This is a genomic window from Sinorhizobium terangae, assembly GCF_029714365.1.
In the GTDB taxonomy this organism is placed as follows: domain Bacteria; phylum Pseudomonadota; class Alphaproteobacteria; order Rhizobiales; family Rhizobiaceae; genus Sinorhizobium; species Sinorhizobium terangae.
This window is the reverse complement of the sequence record NZ_CP121659.1, coordinates 1,287,884-1,303,317: the sequence shown is the minus strand read 5'-3', so window position 1 is coordinate 1,303,317 and position 15,434 is coordinate 1,287,884. Positions and strand designations below refer to the sequence as shown.

General features: G+C 60.8%; 14 protein-coding genes and 1 tRNA gene. 4 read left to right on the top strand and 11 right to left on the bottom strand.

Annotated elements, in window-relative coordinates; all coding sequences use genetic code 11:
- The first annotated feature begins 64 nt into the window (after nucleotides 1-64).
- Nucleotides 65-1,013 (top strand): IS630 family transposase gene (locus QA637_RS06235; RefSeq protein ID WP_153441515.1). Its coding sequence is split into 2 segments (ribosomal slippage): nucleotides 65-400 and nucleotides 402-1,013, totalling 948 coding nucleotides; the frame shifts between segments, so codons are not numbered across the junction.
- 82 nt (nucleotides 1,014-1,095) lie between these two features.
- Here QA637_RS06235 and QA637_RS06230 read toward each other — a convergent pair.
- The 8 genes from QA637_RS06230 to pcsA all read right to left on the bottom strand — a co-directional run bounded on the left by QA637_RS06230 (nucleotide 1,096) and on the right by pcsA (nucleotide 9,977).
- Nucleotides 1,096-2,388 carry a hemolysin family protein gene (locus tag QA637_RS06230; protein WP_153443221.1) on the bottom strand — a complete coding sequence of 431 codons (1,293 nt, stop codon included), beginning with the start codon at nucleotides 2,386-2,388 and terminating at the stop codon, nucleotides 1,096-1,098.
- 118 nt (nucleotides 2,389-2,506) lie between these two features.
- Entirely contained in the window at nucleotides 2,507-3,253 is a 747-nt protein-coding gene (locus QA637_RS06225; RefSeq protein WP_153443220.1) for a FadR/GntR family transcriptional regulator, read from the bottom strand.
- 267 nt (nucleotides 3,254-3,520) lie between these two features.
- On the bottom strand, nucleotides 3,521-4,591 hold the full coding sequence (locus QA637_RS06220; protein ID WP_283064300.1) for a BMP family ABC transporter substrate-binding protein: 1,071 nt from the start codon (nucleotides 4,589-4,591) through the stop codon (nucleotides 3,521-3,523).
- A gap of 44 nt (nucleotides 4,592-4,635) precedes the next feature.
- Entirely contained in the window at nucleotides 4,636-5,556 is a 921-nt protein-coding gene (locus QA637_RS06215; RefSeq protein ID WP_153443218.1) for an ABC transporter permease, read from the bottom strand.
- The gene (locus QA637_RS06210) at nucleotides 5,556-6,650 is read right to left on the bottom strand and encodes an ABC transporter permease (RefSeq protein WP_283064299.1); all 1,095 of its coding nucleotides are present in this window, start codon (nucleotides 6,648-6,650) and stop codon (nucleotides 5,556-5,558) included. The genes QA637_RS06215 and QA637_RS06210 overlap by 1 nt, the downstream gene beginning before the upstream one ends.
- Nucleotides 6,640-8,214, bottom strand: a complete 1,575-nt coding sequence (locus tag QA637_RS06205) for an ABC transporter ATP-binding protein (RefSeq protein ID WP_184109038.1) — start codon at nucleotides 8,212-8,214, stop codon at nucleotides 6,640-6,642. The genes QA637_RS06210 and QA637_RS06205 overlap by 11 nt, the downstream gene beginning before the upstream one ends.
- 50 nt (nucleotides 8,215-8,264) lie before the next feature.
- Nucleotides 8,265-9,242, bottom strand: coding sequence for a quinone oxidoreductase family protein (locus QA637_RS06200; RefSeq protein WP_153443215.1), 978 nt, complete (start codon nucleotides 9,240-9,242; stop codon nucleotides 8,265-8,267).
- A gap of 9 nt (nucleotides 9,243-9,251) precedes the next feature.
- A complete protein-coding gene (gene pcsA, locus QA637_RS06195; protein WP_153443214.1) occupies nucleotides 9,252-9,977 on the bottom strand; it encodes a phosphatidylcholine synthase in 726 nt (241 codons plus the stop codon).
- 324 nt (nucleotides 9,978-10,301) lie between these two features.
- Here pcsA and QA637_RS06190 point away from each other — a divergent pair, with 324 nt between their 5' ends.
- Complete coding sequence (locus QA637_RS06190) at nucleotides 10,302-11,513, top strand: UbiH/UbiF family hydroxylase (RefSeq protein ID WP_283064297.1); 1,212 nt, start codon at nucleotides 10,302-10,304, stop codon at nucleotides 11,511-11,513.
- Here QA637_RS06190 and QA637_RS06185 read toward each other — a convergent pair.
- Both QA637_RS06185 and QA637_RS06180 read right to left on the bottom strand, forming a co-directional pair.
- On the bottom strand, nucleotides 11,481-12,443 hold the full coding sequence (locus QA637_RS06185) for an AEC family transporter (RefSeq protein ID WP_153443212.1): 963 nt from the start codon (nucleotides 12,441-12,443) through the stop codon (nucleotides 11,481-11,483). The two genes, QA637_RS06190 and QA637_RS06185, sit on opposite strands and share 33 nt — an antisense overlap.
- Before the next feature lie 27 nt (nucleotides 12,444-12,470).
- Nucleotides 12,471-13,217, bottom strand: coding sequence for a cytochrome c biogenesis CcdA family protein (locus QA637_RS06180; RefSeq protein WP_153443211.1), 747 nt, complete (start codon nucleotides 13,215-13,217; stop codon nucleotides 12,471-12,473).
- Nucleotides 13,218-13,518: 301 nt separating this feature from the next.
- Here QA637_RS06180 and QA637_RS06175 point away from each other — a divergent pair.
- A tRNA-Lys gene (locus QA637_RS06175) sits at nucleotides 13,519-13,594 on the top strand.
- A 325-nt stretch (nucleotides 13,595-13,919) separates the two neighbouring features.
- Nucleotides 13,920-14,219 carry a hypothetical protein gene (locus tag QA637_RS06170; RefSeq protein ID WP_153443210.1) on the top strand — a complete coding sequence of 100 codons (300 nt, stop codon included), beginning with the start codon at nucleotides 13,920-13,922 and terminating at the stop codon, nucleotides 14,217-14,219.
- Between the two features lie 4 nt (nucleotides 14,220-14,223).
- Here QA637_RS06170 and QA637_RS06165 read toward each other — a convergent pair whose 3' ends face one another.
- Nucleotides 14,224-15,264: a GlxA family transcriptional regulator gene (locus tag QA637_RS06165; protein WP_153443209.1), complete on the bottom strand. Its 1,041-nt coding sequence runs from the start codon at nucleotides 15,262-15,264 to the stop codon at nucleotides 14,224-14,226.
- Nucleotides 15,265-15,434 lie beyond the last annotated feature (170 nt).

The following is a 15,434-nucleotide window of genomic DNA, read 5'->3' as shown; positions in this document are numbered from 1 at the left end:
AGGGGATTCCGTTTTAGTCCGTTTTGTGATTCAAGATGCTGGCTGGAGCGGAGGCCAGCATCCGATGACGCGACCTCTTTCGAACGATCTTCGTGAACGTGTTGTTGGCGCCATTTCGGCGGGGGAAAGCTGCCGATCGGTGGCGGCTCGTTTCGGCATTGCCGTATCGTCGGCGGTGAAGTGGTCTCAGCGCTATCGTTCGAACGGGTCCGTGGCGCCCGGCAAGATGGGCGGCCACCGCAAGCATGTGCTGGAGCCGCACCGTGCGTTCATCGCGGAGCGGATCAACCAGACGCCGCATTTGTCGCTGCACAGGCTGAAGGAAGAGCTGGCGGCGCGTGGGGTGAAGGTGTCGCACGATACGGTCTGGCGGTTCCTGCGCCGCGAGGGGTTGCGGTTTAAAAAAAACGCTGTTCGCCCTTGAGCAGGCCCGTGCCGATATTGCCCGCCGGCGGCAACGCTGGCGCTCCTGGCAGTCCGGTCTCGATCCGAGACGGCTGGTGTTCATTGACGAAACCTGGATCAAGACCAACATGGCGCCGCTCTATGGCTGGGGGCCACGAGGCAAGCGCCTGCGCGGCTTTGCCCCGCACGGCCACTGGCGCACGCTGACCTTTGTCGGCGCTTTGCGCCACGACCGGCTGGCAGCGCCTTGCGTCTTCGACGGACCGATCAACGGTCGGTGTTTCCGCGCCTATGTCGAACAACAGCTCGTGCCCGTGCTCGAACCCGGCGACATCGTCATCATGGACAATCTCGGCTCGCACAAGTCGGCGGCCATCCGGCAGATGATCCGAGCCGCCGGCGCGCGGCTCTGGTATCTCCCGCCATACTCGCCCGATCTCAATCCGATCGAGCAGGCCTTCGCCAAAATCAAACACTGGATGCGGGCGGCTCAGAAGCGAACCGTCGAGGAGACATGGAAATACCTCGGCAGCCTTGTCCCCTCACTCCAGCCCGACGAATGCAGCAACTACTTCGCCAACGCCGGATATGCTTCTGTCAAAACCTGAAACGCTCTAGCAGGCGCCAAGACAGTTTGAGGGAAAGGTCGGGTATCGCCCGGCCTTTTGCTTTTTGGCGATGTGCTCCGCCTCAGGCTGCGTCGTCGATGCAGCGGGACACAAGAATCTTGTCGATCCGGCGTCCGTCCATATCGACAACCTCGAAGCGGTAACCGTGCGCCTCGGCGATGTCGCCTTCCTCCGGCGTCTTGCGCAACTGCTGAACGAGAAAACCCGCGATCGTTTCGAAATTGCCGTCCGCATCGATGCCTTCGATGCCGATTGCCAGATGAATCTCGTCTATAGGCGTGCGCCCGTCGACCATATAGCTGCCGTCTTCGCGTATCCGGATCAGCGCATGTTCGATATCGTCGTAGTTCGACGGCAGCACGCCGACGATCGCTTCCAGGATGTCAGCCGTCGTGATGATGCCTTCCGTGCTGCCGTATTCGTCAACGATCATCGCCATGTCGATGCTTGTTGTCTTGAATGCATCGAGCGCCTTCAGGCACGAGGCCGTCTCCGGCAGGGTCAGGATTTCGCGAACGTGGGCACGCAGATTGAATGAGCCGTTCGCCGGGATGTTCAGAACCTCCTTGGCGAGAATCGCGCCGAGAACATCGCCTGTGGGACCGTCCACGACGGGATAGCGGGAGTGACCGAACTCCCGAACCTTGCGCCGGACGGCTTCGAGATCGTCATTGGCATCGATGAAGCGCATCTCCGTCCGGTGTGTCATGATTGACTTCACGTTGCGATCGCCAAGCCGAATGATCCGGCGCAGCATTTCATGCTCGGACTTTTCGATCGCGCCGCTTTCGACGCCCTCCGCCATGATCGCCTGAACTTCCTCTTCCGTCACGTGATCCGGATCGTCCGGGCGCATGCCGAACAGGCGCATAAAGACTGCAGCCGATGTTTCGAAAAGATAGACGACTGGCGCCACGATGCGGGAGAGCACCGTCATCGGCGTTGCCACAAACATCGCAAGCGCCTCGGAATTCCTGAGCGCAAGCTGTTTCGGAATGAGCTCGCCGATGACGACCGACAGGAAGGTGATGAGTGTCACCACCAGCCCGACGGACACAGTGTGGCCGTAGGGGCTGATCCATGCCACCTCATCGAAGACCGGCGCTATCTTGGCGGCGATCGTTGCACCGCCATAGGCACCCGCCAGGATGCCGACAAGGGTGATGCCGACCTGCACGGTGGACAGGAACTTTCCGGGATCCTCGGCCAGCTTCAGTGCGGCCTCCGCCCGTCGATTCCCCTGTTTGACCATTTGGCGAAGCAGTGGCTTGCTTGCCGAGACGATTGCCATTTCCGAGAGCGCAAAGAAAGCGTTGATCAAAAGCAAAGCGAAAATTACGAAAATCTCGGACATGGTCTCCAGGTCGCCGTTGATGCAAGGCCGAACCAAACGGAACGACCGTTTCCCAGATAGGCTACGCGCGGAGATCGGGCAAGGTCACGCTACAATTTCGTGGCGAGCGATGGTCGGCTCATACGGTATCCGCATGCAGCGCCTGTCGAATGCGATCGCGCCCGACCTTGATGACGTGTTCCATCGCGGAACGCGCGCCCGCCTCATTCCTTCTGCCAATCTCTTCGACGATTCGAATGTGATTGCGGGCCACCTCATCGATACCGCTTTTTTCAGCGGTGGGTGAGCTCAACTTGAATACGCCAACAAGCGCCGCCTCAATCAAGCTACCGACCGTGCGCAGGAAGGGGTTTCCAGAAGCGTCCAGTACGGAAAGATGGAACTTGAGGTCGGCAACGGCGAGACTTTCGGCGGTGTGATTCGCGTCGCCCATGGCAACCGCAAGGCGCATCATGCCAGCGATCTCCGCATCGGTCGCGTTTCGCGCCGCCAGCGCCGCTGCATGCGGCTCAAACGCAAGCCGCACTTCGCTCAGGTGATAGAGGAACTCGTCATCGACGCCGGATACAAAATGCCAGGTCAGGATATCGCTGTCGAAGAGGTTCCAGTCATTTCTCGGCCTCACACGCGTGCCGATGCGCGCGCGCGGCACCACAAGCCCCTTGGCCGCCAAGGTTTTCATTGCTTCGCGCAGGACGGTCCTTGAGACCCTGAAGCGAGCCGCCAGTTCCGGGTCGCCCGGAAGAATGCTGCCGACCGGGAACTCCCCTGAAACGATCGCTTTCCCGAGCTGGTCCACCACTTGCGCATGGCTGGTGCGCTTCGGCGCACCGGATATCACTGTTTCAAACAGGCTCTTGCTCAACCCGTTCCCCCTCCCAAGAATACCTCCGCGGAGGCCGCGCGCTGGTCAATCGGTGGGTGGCGTTCACCGCCATCTTCATCCACGGCGCGAAAATAACTCAACTCTAGTTCTAATAAGCGATTCCTCAAAGTCGGACTGACACGATTGCGAAGGTCGGTTTGTCGCACCTGACGACGACCGTCCAAATTGGCAAACCCCGCGTGGCCACGCGGGGTTTGCCAGGTCCTGAAAATCGATGACGTTACCGCTTGAAACAGGCTTGGCCGCCTATTGCGGCAGCTTGTCGTCGACGCCTTCAACGTAGAAGTTCATGCCGAGCAGCGTCGCGTCATCCGAGCTTTCGCCCGCCTTCAGCCAGGCACTGCCGTCCTGCTTGTTGAGCGGTCCGGTGAACGGCTTCAGTTCGCCGGACTTGATCTTGGCCTCGGTTGCCTCGGCCATCGCCTTCACGTCATCCGGCATATTGGTGTAAGGGGCCATGGTCAGGATGCCGTCCTTGAGGCCATCCCAGCTCGAAGCGGTTTCCCACTTGCCGTCGAGGAAGGCTTTGGTGCGCTTCACGTAATAGTTGCCCCAAGTGTCTACGATGGCGGTGAGCTGCGTGTTCGGGCCTGCGGCGATCATGTCGGAGGCCTGACCGAAGGCCTTGATGCCGCGTTCGGCGGCAACCTGCATCGGCGCGGTCGTGTCGGTGTGCTGTGTCAGGATATCAACGCCCTGGTCGATCAGTGCCTTCGCGGCATCAGCCTCCTTGCCGGGGTCGAACCAGGTGTTCGCCCAGATTACCTTGATCTTGAAATCCGGATTGATCGAGCGGGCGCCGATCACGAAGGAGTTGATGCCCATCACCACTTCGGGAATCGGGAAGGACGCGATGTAGCCGGCAACGCCCTTCTCGGACATCTTGGCGGCAATCTGGCCCTGGATGTAGCGGCCTTCATAGAAGCGGCTGTTGTACGTCGCGACGTTCGGAAGCGTCTTGTAACCTGTTGCGTGCTCGAATTTCACGTCCGGGAACTTCGGCGCGACCTTGACCGTCGCCTCCATGAATCCGAAGGACGTCGTGAAGATCAGGCCGCAGCCGGAGCGCGCCAGGCGTTCGATCGCGCGTTCAGCGTCAGGGCCTTCGGGCACGTTTTCGAGGAACTGCGTCTCGATCTTGTCGCCGAGCTCCTTCTCGAGCTGCTGACGGCCAAGGTCATGCGCCTGGGTCCAGCCACCATCGGTTCTCGAGCCCACGTAGACAAAGCAGATCTTGGCCTTTTCCTGGGCACTTGCTGCGGATGTAAAGCCGAGCACGGCAGTTGTTGTTGCGAGGGCGAGCAGTAGTTTTTTCATTTTTACCTCTGTCGGTTGAGTACGTCCGTCTGGCTTGTTGTTGTTCACCGGTCCGGCACAAACGGCTTGCCGAGCGATGCCGGCGTGTTGATCAGGGTCATGCGCCGGTTGTGTGAGATGAGGATAAGTACGACAACTGTCGCAACATAGGGAAGAGAAGAAAGGAATTGCGAAGGAATGCCGATGCCGAAAGCCTGCGCGTGAAGCTGGCTGATGGAGACCGCCCCGAACAGATATCCGCCGGCGACGACGCGCCAGGGGCGCCAGGACGCGAAGACCACGAGGGCAAGCGCGATCCAGCCACGGCCGGCCGACATGTTTTCCACCCATTGCGGCGTATAGACCAGCGAGAGCTGTGCGCCGGCGAGACCGGCACAGGCGCCGCCAAACAAGACAGCCAGGTATCGGGTGCGAATGACATCAACCCCAAGGGCATGGGCTGAGGCATGGCTGTCACCCACGGCGCGCAGCTTCAGCCCCGCGCGGCTCCTGAATAGGAACCAGTGAACGCCCGCGACGATCGCGACCGACGCGTAGAAGATCGCGTCCTGCCTGAAGAGCAGCGGACCAATAAACGGAATTTCCGAAAGGACCGGGATCACGATCGGCTGCAGCTTGATGCCCTGCATTCCGAGGAAACTCTCGCCGAGCATGCCGGACACGCCGAGACCGAGCAGCGTCAGCGCGAGGCCCGTCGCAACCTGATTGGCGACAAGCGTCAGCGTCAGGAAACCAAAGAAAAGAGAAAACAGCATCCCGGCAGCCGTACCGGCGAGAGCTCCCAGATATGGGGAGCCCGTAAGCTGCGTGGCGGCAAATGCGCAAACCGCGCCCATGATCATCATGCCCTCGACGCCGAGATTGAGGACGCCCGATCGCTCGGCGACGAGCTCGCCAATGGCCGCAAGCACAAGCGGCGTCGCCGCAGTGATTACGCTCAAGAGGATTGCTGCAACGATACCCATCAATGCGCCTCATCCGTCTTAATTGCCGCGAGCCTCTGCCAAACCAGCCGGATGCGGTAATGAATGAGCGTGTCGCACGAGAGCACGAAGAACAGCAGCAGACCCTGAAAGACGCGCGTGACCTTTTCCGATACGCCGATCGAAAGCTGAGCTGCCTCGCCGCCGAGATAGGTCAACGCCAGGACGAGGCCGGCGGCGATGATGCCGAGCGGATTGAGGCGACCGAGGAAGGCGACGATGATTGCCGTGAAGCCGTAGCCGGGCGAGATCACCGGCCGCAATTGCTGGATGGCGCCGCTGACTTCCGCAATGCCGGCAAGGCCAGCCAGCGCTCCCGAGAACAGCATCGAAAAACAGATCATCTTGCGCGACGAAAAGCCAGCAAAGCGCCCTGCCCGCGCGGATTGGCCAAGCACAGTGATCTCGAATCCTCGCAGCGTATAACGCATCATGAACCAGACCAGAACCGCGGCAATGATAGCGAAGGCGAAGCCCCAATGCGTCCGCCCCGAAGCCAGCATTTCGGGAAGGATCGCATCGGGCCCGAACGTTCTGGTTTCCGGAAAATTCATGCCCTGTGGGTTGCGCCAGGGTCCACGAACGAGCCAATCGAGAAACAGCTGAGCCACATAGACCAGCATCAGGCTCGTCAGGATCTCGTTGGTGTTCATATGTGCCTTCAGGAAGGCCGGTATCGCCGCGAAAAGCGCACCGCCAAGCATGCCGAGCAGCAGCATCAGCGGCAGCACCATCGGCGATTGCCAGTCGTAGAAGACGACAGGCAGGATCGATCCCGCGATCGCCCCCATGATGAATTGGCCTTCGGCACCGATGTTCCAGTTGTTGGAACGGAAGCAGACGGAGAGACCAACGCCAATCAGGATCAGCGGTGCGGCCTTGATCGCCAGCTCGTGCAGCGACCAGACTTCGATCAACGGTTCCACGAAGAAGCTGTAGAGCGCCGTCACCGGGTTCTTGCCGAGCAGCGCGAACATGAGGCCACCGAAGACGATGGTCAGCGCGAAGGCGATGAACGGCGAGAGAATTGATAACAGGGTCGAAATCTTCGCCCGCTTTTCGAGTTCAATGCGCATGCGCAGCTCCTGCGGCTCCGGTTTCGCCGTGTATGCCGCCCATCAGGAGACCGATCTTCTCGCGCGAAAGTTCGCGCGCCGGATAGGGATCGGAAAGGCGCCCCTCGCTGATCACCGCGATCTCGGTCGCCACCTCAAATATCTCGTCCAGGTCCTGGCTGATAACGAGCACAGCGGAACCTGCCTTGGCGAGATCGACGAGCGCCTGGCGGATGCGGCTGGCCGCCCCCGCGTCGACGCCCCAGGTCGGCTGGTTGACGACGAGCACCGCCGGCTGCCGGTCAAGTTCGCGGCCGACGATGAACTTTTGCAGATTGCCGCCCGAGAGCGATCCTGCCGGCGGGTCCTCGCCGCTCTTGCGAACATCCATCGCCTCGGAAATCCGCCTCGTCGCAGCCTTCACCGCATTCTGGCGAATGATTCTGAGGAAGCCACCACCGAGAAACGCCCGCTTGTCCGATTGATTGCGTGCGAGGACCAGATTGTCCGACAGGGGCAGCGCTGCGACGGCCGCGTGCCCGTGCCGCTCCTCCGGAACGAAGCCGGCGCCCATCAGGCGTCGCGCGTTGATATTCCTTGTTCCAACGGGCCTCTGTCGGATCTGCACCGCGTTGTCGTCCGCAACCGGATACTCACCCGACAAGGCGTCGAAGAGTTCGCTCTGGCCGTTGCCCGCCACACCGGCAATGGCGAGGACTTCGCCTGACCGGACCTTGAGACATATATTCTTCAGGGCAACTGCAAAGGGCGTGCGTGCCGCAACGGAAAGATGGCGCGCCTCAAGCTGCACGTCGCCTTTCGTATTGGTTCCTTCCGCGGTGACGACAGCCACGTCGCTGCCAACCATCATGCGGGCGAGCGAGGCTGGCGTTTCCCGACGCGGATCGCAGTTCCCCGTCACCTTGCCGTGCCTAAGCACCGTCGCCCGGTCGCAGATGCGCTGAACCTCCTCGAGGCGATGGCTGATATAGAGGACCGAGCGGCCTTCCGCCTTCAGCTTTTGCAGTGTCTCGAACAGGCGGTCGGCCTCCTGCGGCGTCAGCACCGACGTCGGCTCGTCTAAAATGATCAACTGCGGATTCTGCAAGAGCGCACGCACGATCTCGATGCGCTGGCGCTCGCCGACAGAAAGATCCGCGACATGCGCTTTTGGGTCGAGAGGCAAACCATAGGCACGCGAAAGCCGCGACGCTTCGTCGGCGACGCGGGCAAGGGAGACGTTCCGATCCATCGAAAGTGCGATGTTCTCGGCGACGGTCAGCGCCTCGAACAAGGAAAAATGCTGGAAAACCATGCCGATGCCGAGCTTGCGCGCATCACCGGGGCTGCCGATGCGCACCGGTTCGCCCTGCCACGCGATCTCGCCGGCCGTGGGCGCGAGCACGCCGAACAGCATTTTCACCAGGGTCGACTTGCCCGCCCCGTTCTCGCCAAGCAAGGCGTGGATTTCTCCCGGCTCTATCTGCAGATTGATCGCGTTGCAGGCTGCGAACGAGCCGAACAATTTCGTCAGGTTGCTCACGGCCAACAACGGACCGCTCGCAGTTTGTCCCTTACCAGGCACGCTGCCCTCTTTTCCCCTCTATTGATCCCCGCCCACCTTCAGGGTTTCGGTCACGGAATCAACAACGTCGTTCCACTCGTTTTTCTTGTTTCCAGATCCGTATGCGCCCGGCCGGCCTCGGCGAGCGGATAGGTCTGGTTGATATTGATACGCACTTTGTTGCTTTGCACAACATCAAACAGGGAATTTGCGCACGCCTCCAATGCCGCTCTCGTCGAGACATAACTGAAGAGCGTCGGGCGTGTTGCAAAGAGCGAGCCCTTCTGCGCCAGGATACCGATGCTGAACGCGTCGACCGGCCCGGACGAATTGCCGAAGCTGACCCAGAGCCCGCGCGGCTTCAAGCAGTCGAGCGAGGCCGGGTAGGTATCGCGGCCGACCGAATCGTAAACGACGTCGACGCCACGACCGCCCGTCAGCTCCTTGACGCGCGCGACGAAATTGTCAGTCCGGTAGTCGATGACGTGGTCGTAGCCGTGCGCGAGCGCCAGATCGATCTTCTCCTGCGAGCCGGCCGTGCCGATCACGGTCGCGCCCAGCGCTTTCGCCCACTGCCCGGCGATCAGGCCAACGCCGCCGGCTGCCGCGTGGAAGAGCAATGTCGTTTCCGGGCCGACCTTGAAGGTCTGGTTGAGCAGATATTGGGCGGTCATGCCCTTGAGCATCATCGCGGCCGCCGTTTCCAGGCTTATCCCGTCGGGAACCTTTACCAATTGCGATGCCTCGACGTTGCGCTCGCTTGCATAGGCGCCATCGGCCGACGCGTAGGCAACGCGGTCGCCGATCGAGAACAGGCTCACTCCATCGCCAACGGCGGTGACGATGCCTGCCCCCTCCTTGCCCGGAATGAACGGCAAGCCCGTTGCCGACTTGTAGAGGCCGGTGCGGAAATAGACGTCGATGAAGTTGAGGCCGACCGCCACTTGTCGGATCTGGACCTCGCCAGGCCCGGGCGGCGATAGCGTCACCCCTTCCATCTTCAGGACCTCGGGTCCACCGAGTTCGCGAACAACGATCGCCTGTGCCATGGTCAACTCCTACGCGCGGCCGAGATTAGGAAAAATCTGCAGAACAAAACCGATGACGTAGAGATAGAGCCCGGTCACCACGACGCCAATAGCCACCCAATCGGGTGTCTCGAAATGCAGAAGCAGAGCATACATGCCGAGCACGGACCAGGCCAGGAAAACGCCGAGGTTGAGCGGCCTTAGCCTTTTGACGCGCACGGGATGGAGAAAATTGATCGGCAGGAACGTCAGCACGACGGAAAGGAAAACCACGATCGACGCCGTCACTTCGCTCGCCTGGATGACGAAGAGCGTGAAGACGATCATGTTCCAGACGACCGGGAACCCGGAAAAGAAGTATTCGTCGGTCTTCATGCCCATGTCGGCATAATAGATCGCGCTCGACACAACGATGGCGCCGGCTGCCACGAACGACCACGGCTCGCCGATCATACCGCTTTGATAGAGCGCAAATGCGGGCAGCAAGACGTAAGTCACATAGTCGATGACGTTGTCGAGTGTGTCGCCCGACCAGTTGGGCAGCACTTCCTTGACCTGCACCTTGCGCGCAATCGGTCCGTCGATGCCGTCAACGAGCAGGGCGAGTCCGAGCCACCAGAACATGTCCACGAAGCGATGTTCAGCGGCCGCCACGACCCCAAGGAAAGCCAGGAACGAACCGGAGGCCGTCAGAATGTGTACGGAGAAGGCCCTTATTTCCGCATAGGGAACTCTTCTGTAGTTAAAGAACTTCATGGGCGACGCCGCCTATCCCCTACATCCCGGCTTTTGCGCGACCAAGAAGCCACACCTCGACCACATCGCCGGCGCTTTGGCCGTAATATGCACCGTTTGCAATGCATCGCCAGCAAAATTCAACTGCAAAATTATCGCGATGGAATTGTCCTGTGGACATGCGGCGCTTGCTTCCGCGCTGATTCCGCCCATTTATTTCAATGAGCTATGCGAGTAGAACGACTACCGCGACTTTACAGCGCCGAGCGTCCAGTCGGACGCGCAAAGATCGCTGAAGCGCTTTGAATGGCTGCAGGAAAAGATTGCGCGGGGAATGCGTCGACTATGGATCACTATGACATCGTCATCATCGGAGCGGGCCTCGCGGGTTCGCTCGCCGCGATCGCGCTGGCGCGGAACGGCCATCGGGTCGCGCTGATCGGCCCGAAGCCCGCGATCGCCGACGGGCGCACGACCGCGCTCATGGACCAGTCGATCGAATACCTCAAGAAGCTCGATCTCTGGAACGAGACCGTGCCGCTGACGGCGCCGCTCGTCGCGATTCATATCATTGATGGCACAAAGCGGCTGCTGCGTGCTCCGCCGGTCAATTTCCGGGCGTCGGAAGTGGGATTGGACGCCTTCGGCTACAATATTCCAAATGCGCCCTTCCTCGAAATTCTGGAGAAGCACGAAGCCGGCCTGCCGACGCTCGATCGTATAACGGTGGCCGCCACAACCTTCGACTTCGAAGAAGAGCAGGTCCGGATCGGGCTCGACGACGGGAGGGCGATCACTGCTGACCTGATCATCGGCGCCGATGGCCGGCGCTCTGTCGTGCGCGAGGCGGCGGGCATCTCCGTGCACACATGGTCCTATCCGCAAACGGCTGTCGTGCTGAATTTTAGCCATGAGCTCCCGCACCAGGACGTATCGACCGAGTTCCATACAGAAGCCGGTCCGTTCACGCAGGTTCCGCTTCCCGGCAACCGTTCGAGCCTCGTCTGGGTGCAGAAACCACGCGATGCGGAAGAGACGCTGATGCTCGCGCCGGACGTGCTTTCGCAGACGATCGAGGATCGGCTGCAATCGATACTCGGCAAGGTTACAGCAGCAGGCATCCCGCAATCCTTCCCGCTCTCGGGCATGACGGCCCGCCGTTTCGGCAACAGGCGCACGATGCTGGTTGGCGAAGCGGCCCATGCCTTTCCGCCGATCGGCGCCCAGGGCCTCAACTTGAGCCTGCGCGATGTCATGACGCTCGTAGAACTCGTGGGACCGGCAACCGGCGGTAAATTGCCGGCCAATACCGGCGATCGGTTCGACAGCCGCAGGCGGATCGATATTGTCAGCAGAACTGCAAGCGTCGACCTTCTCAATCGTTCGCTGCTCTCCGGATTTCTTCCGGTTCAGGCGCTGCGTGCCGTCGGCCTGCACCTGCTCTCCTCCGCCGGTCCGCTTCGCGGGCTGCTGATGCGCGAAGGCATTCATCCTGGCAGCGCCATTCACGCGATCAAGGAGAGCCTACGGGAAAAGATCAGCCGGAAGAGCGCCTGACCGGATCAGAAAAAGCAAGCCGGTCACGGTCGCGACCGAAAGCAGCGTCGTGATGAGGATTGTCGCCGAGGCGCGCTCCTGCCAGACGTGATACTGATGCGCGATCACGAAGACGTTCGTCGCGGTCGGCAGCGATGCGAGCAGCACTGCCGTCTGCACCCAGACGGGATCATACCCACCGCCGAGGCTGAGCGCGACATACATCATGATCGGGTGAAGAATGAGCTTCATCGGAACGATGTAGCCGATTTCGACCGGGATCCGCTTGATCGGCCTGAGCGCCAGGGTAACGCCCATGGCAAACAGCGCGCACGGAGCAGCCGCCTGCGCCAGATAGTCGATCAGCCGCTGAACCGGCACTGGTGGCTGTACGGCAAGGAACGCCGCGACGACACCGGCCAATGTCGACAGAATGAAGGGATGCAGCGCGATCCTTCGCACAATGCCGAGCACGAGGACGGCGGGCCGCTCTTTCCGGCCGCCCGTCGTCGCCATCATTGCCGGTGCAACAGTAAAGTGCGCCGCGTTCTCGAAGCAGAAGATCAGGGCAACCGGAACGGCCGCGGCTTCACCGAGCGCAAGCAGCGCCAGGCCCGGTCCCATATAGCCGATATTGCCATAGGCGGCAGCAAATCCCTGGATCGTCGCCTCCGCGACGGTGTTGCGCCGTAGAAACAGGCCGACCGAGAAGATCAGGGCAAAGACCACATAGGTCGCCCCCACACTGGTCAAGATAAACTCTGCGCGCGTCAGCTCTTCGACGGGTGTGCGCGAGACCAGCTTGAAGAACAGCGCGGGCAAGGCGAGATAGACGATGAACGTGTTCAGCCAACCCATCGCCTCGCCGGGATGATCGACAAGGCGAGCAGTGAGATAGCCGAGAAAGATCAGCCCGAAGAAGGGCAGCACCAGGCCCGCAATTTCCGTCATGTCCCCTCCCCTTGCTTGCGGCGGTGCTTAGCCGATTTGCATCAGGATGGGAAAGGTCTGCTGAAACCAGATGGCGACCGAACTGATGAAGCCGAAGAGGAAGGCGAGGCCCGCCAAAACGAGCAGCGCGCCCATCAGTTTCTCGACGAGACCGAGATGTCGCCGGAAGCGCGAGAGAAAATGCATGAACGCCCCGGAAAACCCGGCAGCGATCCAGAACGGAACGGCAAGACCAAGCGAATAGATCGCCAACAGCAACGCGCCGTCGCTTACGGTGTCGCGCGCCGCAGCGACCCCGAGAATCGTGCCGAGAACAGGGCCGATGCAGGGTGTCCAGCCGAAGGCGAAGGCAAGGCCCATGATATAGGCCCCGGAGAGCGTCGCGGGCTTGCCGCCGCCCTGAAAGCGCGCCTCGCGAGCAAGCAGGCCGATGCGGAAGACGCCGAGGAAGTGCAGCCCCATGACGATGATGATGATGCCGCCGATGCGCGACAGCAGATCCATATATTGTCGCAGCAAGAGGCCGATCGACGATGCCCCTGCCCCGAGCGCCACAAAGACCGTCGCAAAGCCGAGCGTAAAGAACAGAGCCGCCGGCAGCACGGCGCGCCGGGTACTGGCAACTGCGACGGTGTCACCACCGCGAAACTGGTCGACGGAGACGCCGGCCATGTAGCAGAGGTAAGGCGGAACAAGCGGCAGGACGCAGGGCGAAAGGAAGGACAGGGCGCCCGCGAGGATGGCGGTCCAGATGGAAATATCGGCAATCGACAACGGCTAGAACTCCGGCACTCGGCATATCGCCTCTCTATAAATATACGTATACAGTGAAACCAATCACCTTTTGGCGATCATTTTGCCGCACGCGCCCCGGCCCTTTGATCGAAGCGCGATCGATGGAGTCGACGTCCGCGGAGTGCAGCCACGCCATTTATACAAATCCACTGCATTCTCGCTTTCCGGTCGCCTCGCTCCGGATCCATAAGCGTGATATATGCATTTTTTAGGTTGACCGCAGCCAAGCTCGCGTGCATATGTCCGCCCACTTCCACCGGGCTTTGCGGCCGCGGCGCGGGAGCGCGTAGCTCAGTCGGTAGAGCAACTGACTTTTAATCAGTAGGTCCAGGGTTCGAATCCCTGCGCGCTCACCAAAAAAATCAACGATATATCGAAGATAGTTCACGTAAAGCGTCATCTTTGCTTTCGCATAAAGGCGACATTTGGGTGATGACGAAACTTCATAGCGACAGCGCGCTTACGGCGAAGCCCCTTTGGCTCCCCTCGGCGCACGCCCCATATGGCGACGCCCAACATTCGACGAATCTCGAACTGTGGCTCATACACATCGCGCGGCGGATAAAGCTCGGGCTGGCGAAATTCGCCCTTCCGTAACCGCGCAATCCGTTCTCTATCAAATGGAACCAACGAGCCCTCCAACTGTTTCCCACCGCAGCCTGCGTCAAAAGGACAGCCATCATGTTTACCGCCCTGCTCGTCGCTTCGCTCCTGGCTCCCACGAACGCGCTTTCGAATGTCGCCTCGGTCGACGACTTGCAAGCGGACTTCGAACACGCCGTCGCCTGCGAGCAGATAGATGGCCGCAAGGTCTGGAAGGGTGAAATCGCCTATTACATTCAGTCCTATGTCTATGAAGGCGATTCCGCTGCACAGGCCGATGCCGCCGACGCGGTATTGCCTGAGGACAACACGCCGGAAACGGTCAAGGAGTTCGAACAGGCCTGCGCAGCGAGTGTGTCGGCGAGATCGTCCCGCTGACGCCTCATCCCGCGTCTGAAACCGGGAGGGAGTTCCCTCCACCACCGCGGGCCACCTCAGAGCGCAGTGAAGTTTCTCCGCGGGTGAGACTTCGCATCTTCAACGGGCTCGCTTGATATTCGCGGCTGTAAGCACGCGAAAAGGCCGAGAGGCTGTCGAAGCCGCAACGCAACGCGATGTCCCGTATTGGAACCGCCGAATCGCGAACAAGCCGGTGCGCGACCTGAAGTCGAAGGCGGAGATAATAGGCGGCGGGACTGATCGAGAGCCCCCTTGCAAAGAGAAGTTCGAGCTTGCGCCGAGAGATGGACAACCGCCGCGCCAGCGCCGCGACAGTCAACGGCCGCTCCAGCGTGCGTTCCATCAGTCTTATCGCGCCGGCAAGTTCCGGATCGCGCGCCTCGATGCGGCCGAGCGACACGAAAGGCTGCACATCGGTGGGGCTGTGCATCTGGTCGTAGACAAAGATGCTCGCCACATCGAGCGCCAGAGCCGGCCCCAACCGCTCGGTGATCAGATGCAGCATCATGTCGAACGTCGGCGAAGCGCCGCCTGAGGTCCAATATTTGCCGTCGGTTACGAAGCGTTCGCCGATGACGGTAAGCGCCGGAAAAGTCTGGCTAAAATCCTCGAGTTCTTCCCAATGGGCGGTTGCCTTGCGGCCATTGAGAAGCCCCGACCGCCCGAGCAGCCAGCAGCCGGATTCGATTCCCGCGACGATATCGAAATGGCGGGCGCACTCCTGCAGTGTCGCGACGAACCGCTTGCCGGCATGCTTGTGGAGATTGAAGCCTCCGATCACCAGGAGAAGGTCGCCGCCGAGCGGGGTTGTGAACCGACCTTCCACATTGATCGGAACGCCGCAGGTCAGTATCGGCGCCTCTCCGTCGCCGGACAGGAGCCGCCAGCGAAAGACCTGCCTGCCGGCCACGCGATTTGCCGCGCGCATCGGATCCAGTACCGAGGCCAGCGACATGATCGACGACTCAGGCAGGACGACGACCACGACCTCAATCGGAGATTGTTTTTCGACGCGTTGTGACATGCGGATAACGTCAAATTTTGTGCGCGATATGTCAATTCCAAAATCGCCGTTCAGGCATTATCAACGGGCAATCGATCTCCCTTCGCGCGGCATTTTGCAGCCCCGCGCAGAGACGTTCCCCTTTCCGCGATTTTCCGGGACGGGCCGGTCGGATCCAACCCGCCGGTCCG

What these genes read in the sequence shown, in the direction of transcription:
- QA637_RS06170 (WP_153443210.1), top strand. Translation starts at nt 13,920, where the DNA reads ATGTTTACCGCCCTGCTCGTCGCTTCGCTCCTGGCTCCCACGAACGCG.
- QA637_RS06165 (WP_153443209.1), bottom strand. Translation starts at nt 15,264, where the DNA reads ATGTCACAACGCGTCGAAAAACAATCTCCGATTGAGGTCGTGGTCGTC.
- pcsA (WP_153443214.1), bottom strand. Translation starts at nt 9,977, where the DNA reads ATGAAGTTCTTTAACTACAGAAGAGTTCCCTATGCGGAAATAAGGGCC.
- QA637_RS06200 (WP_153443215.1), bottom strand. Translation starts at nt 9,242, where the DNA reads ATGGCACAGGCGATCGTTGTTCGCGAACTCGGTGGACCCGAGGTCCTG.
- QA637_RS06190 (WP_283064297.1), top strand. Translation starts at nt 10,302, where the DNA reads ATGGATCACTATGACATCGTCATCATCGGAGCGGGCCTCGCGGGTTCG.
- QA637_RS06220 (WP_283064300.1), bottom strand. Translation starts at nt 4,591, where the DNA reads ATGAAAAAACTACTGCTCGCCCTCGCAACAACAACTGCCGTGCTCGGC.
- QA637_RS06230 (WP_153443221.1), bottom strand. Translation starts at nt 2,388, where the DNA reads ATGTCCGAGATTTTCGTAATTTTCGCTTTGCTTTTGATCAACGCTTTC.
- QA637_RS06185 (WP_153443212.1), bottom strand. Translation starts at nt 12,443, where the DNA reads ATGACGGAAATTGCGGGCCTGGTGCTGCCCTTCTTCGGGCTGATCTTT.
- QA637_RS06210 (WP_283064299.1), bottom strand. Translation starts at nt 6,650, where the DNA reads ATGCGCATTGAACTCGAAAAGCGGGCGAAGATTTCGACCCTGTTATCA.
- QA637_RS06215 (WP_153443218.1), bottom strand. Translation starts at nt 5,556, where the DNA reads ATGGGTATCGTTGCAGCAATCCTCTTGAGCGTAATCACTGCGGCGACG.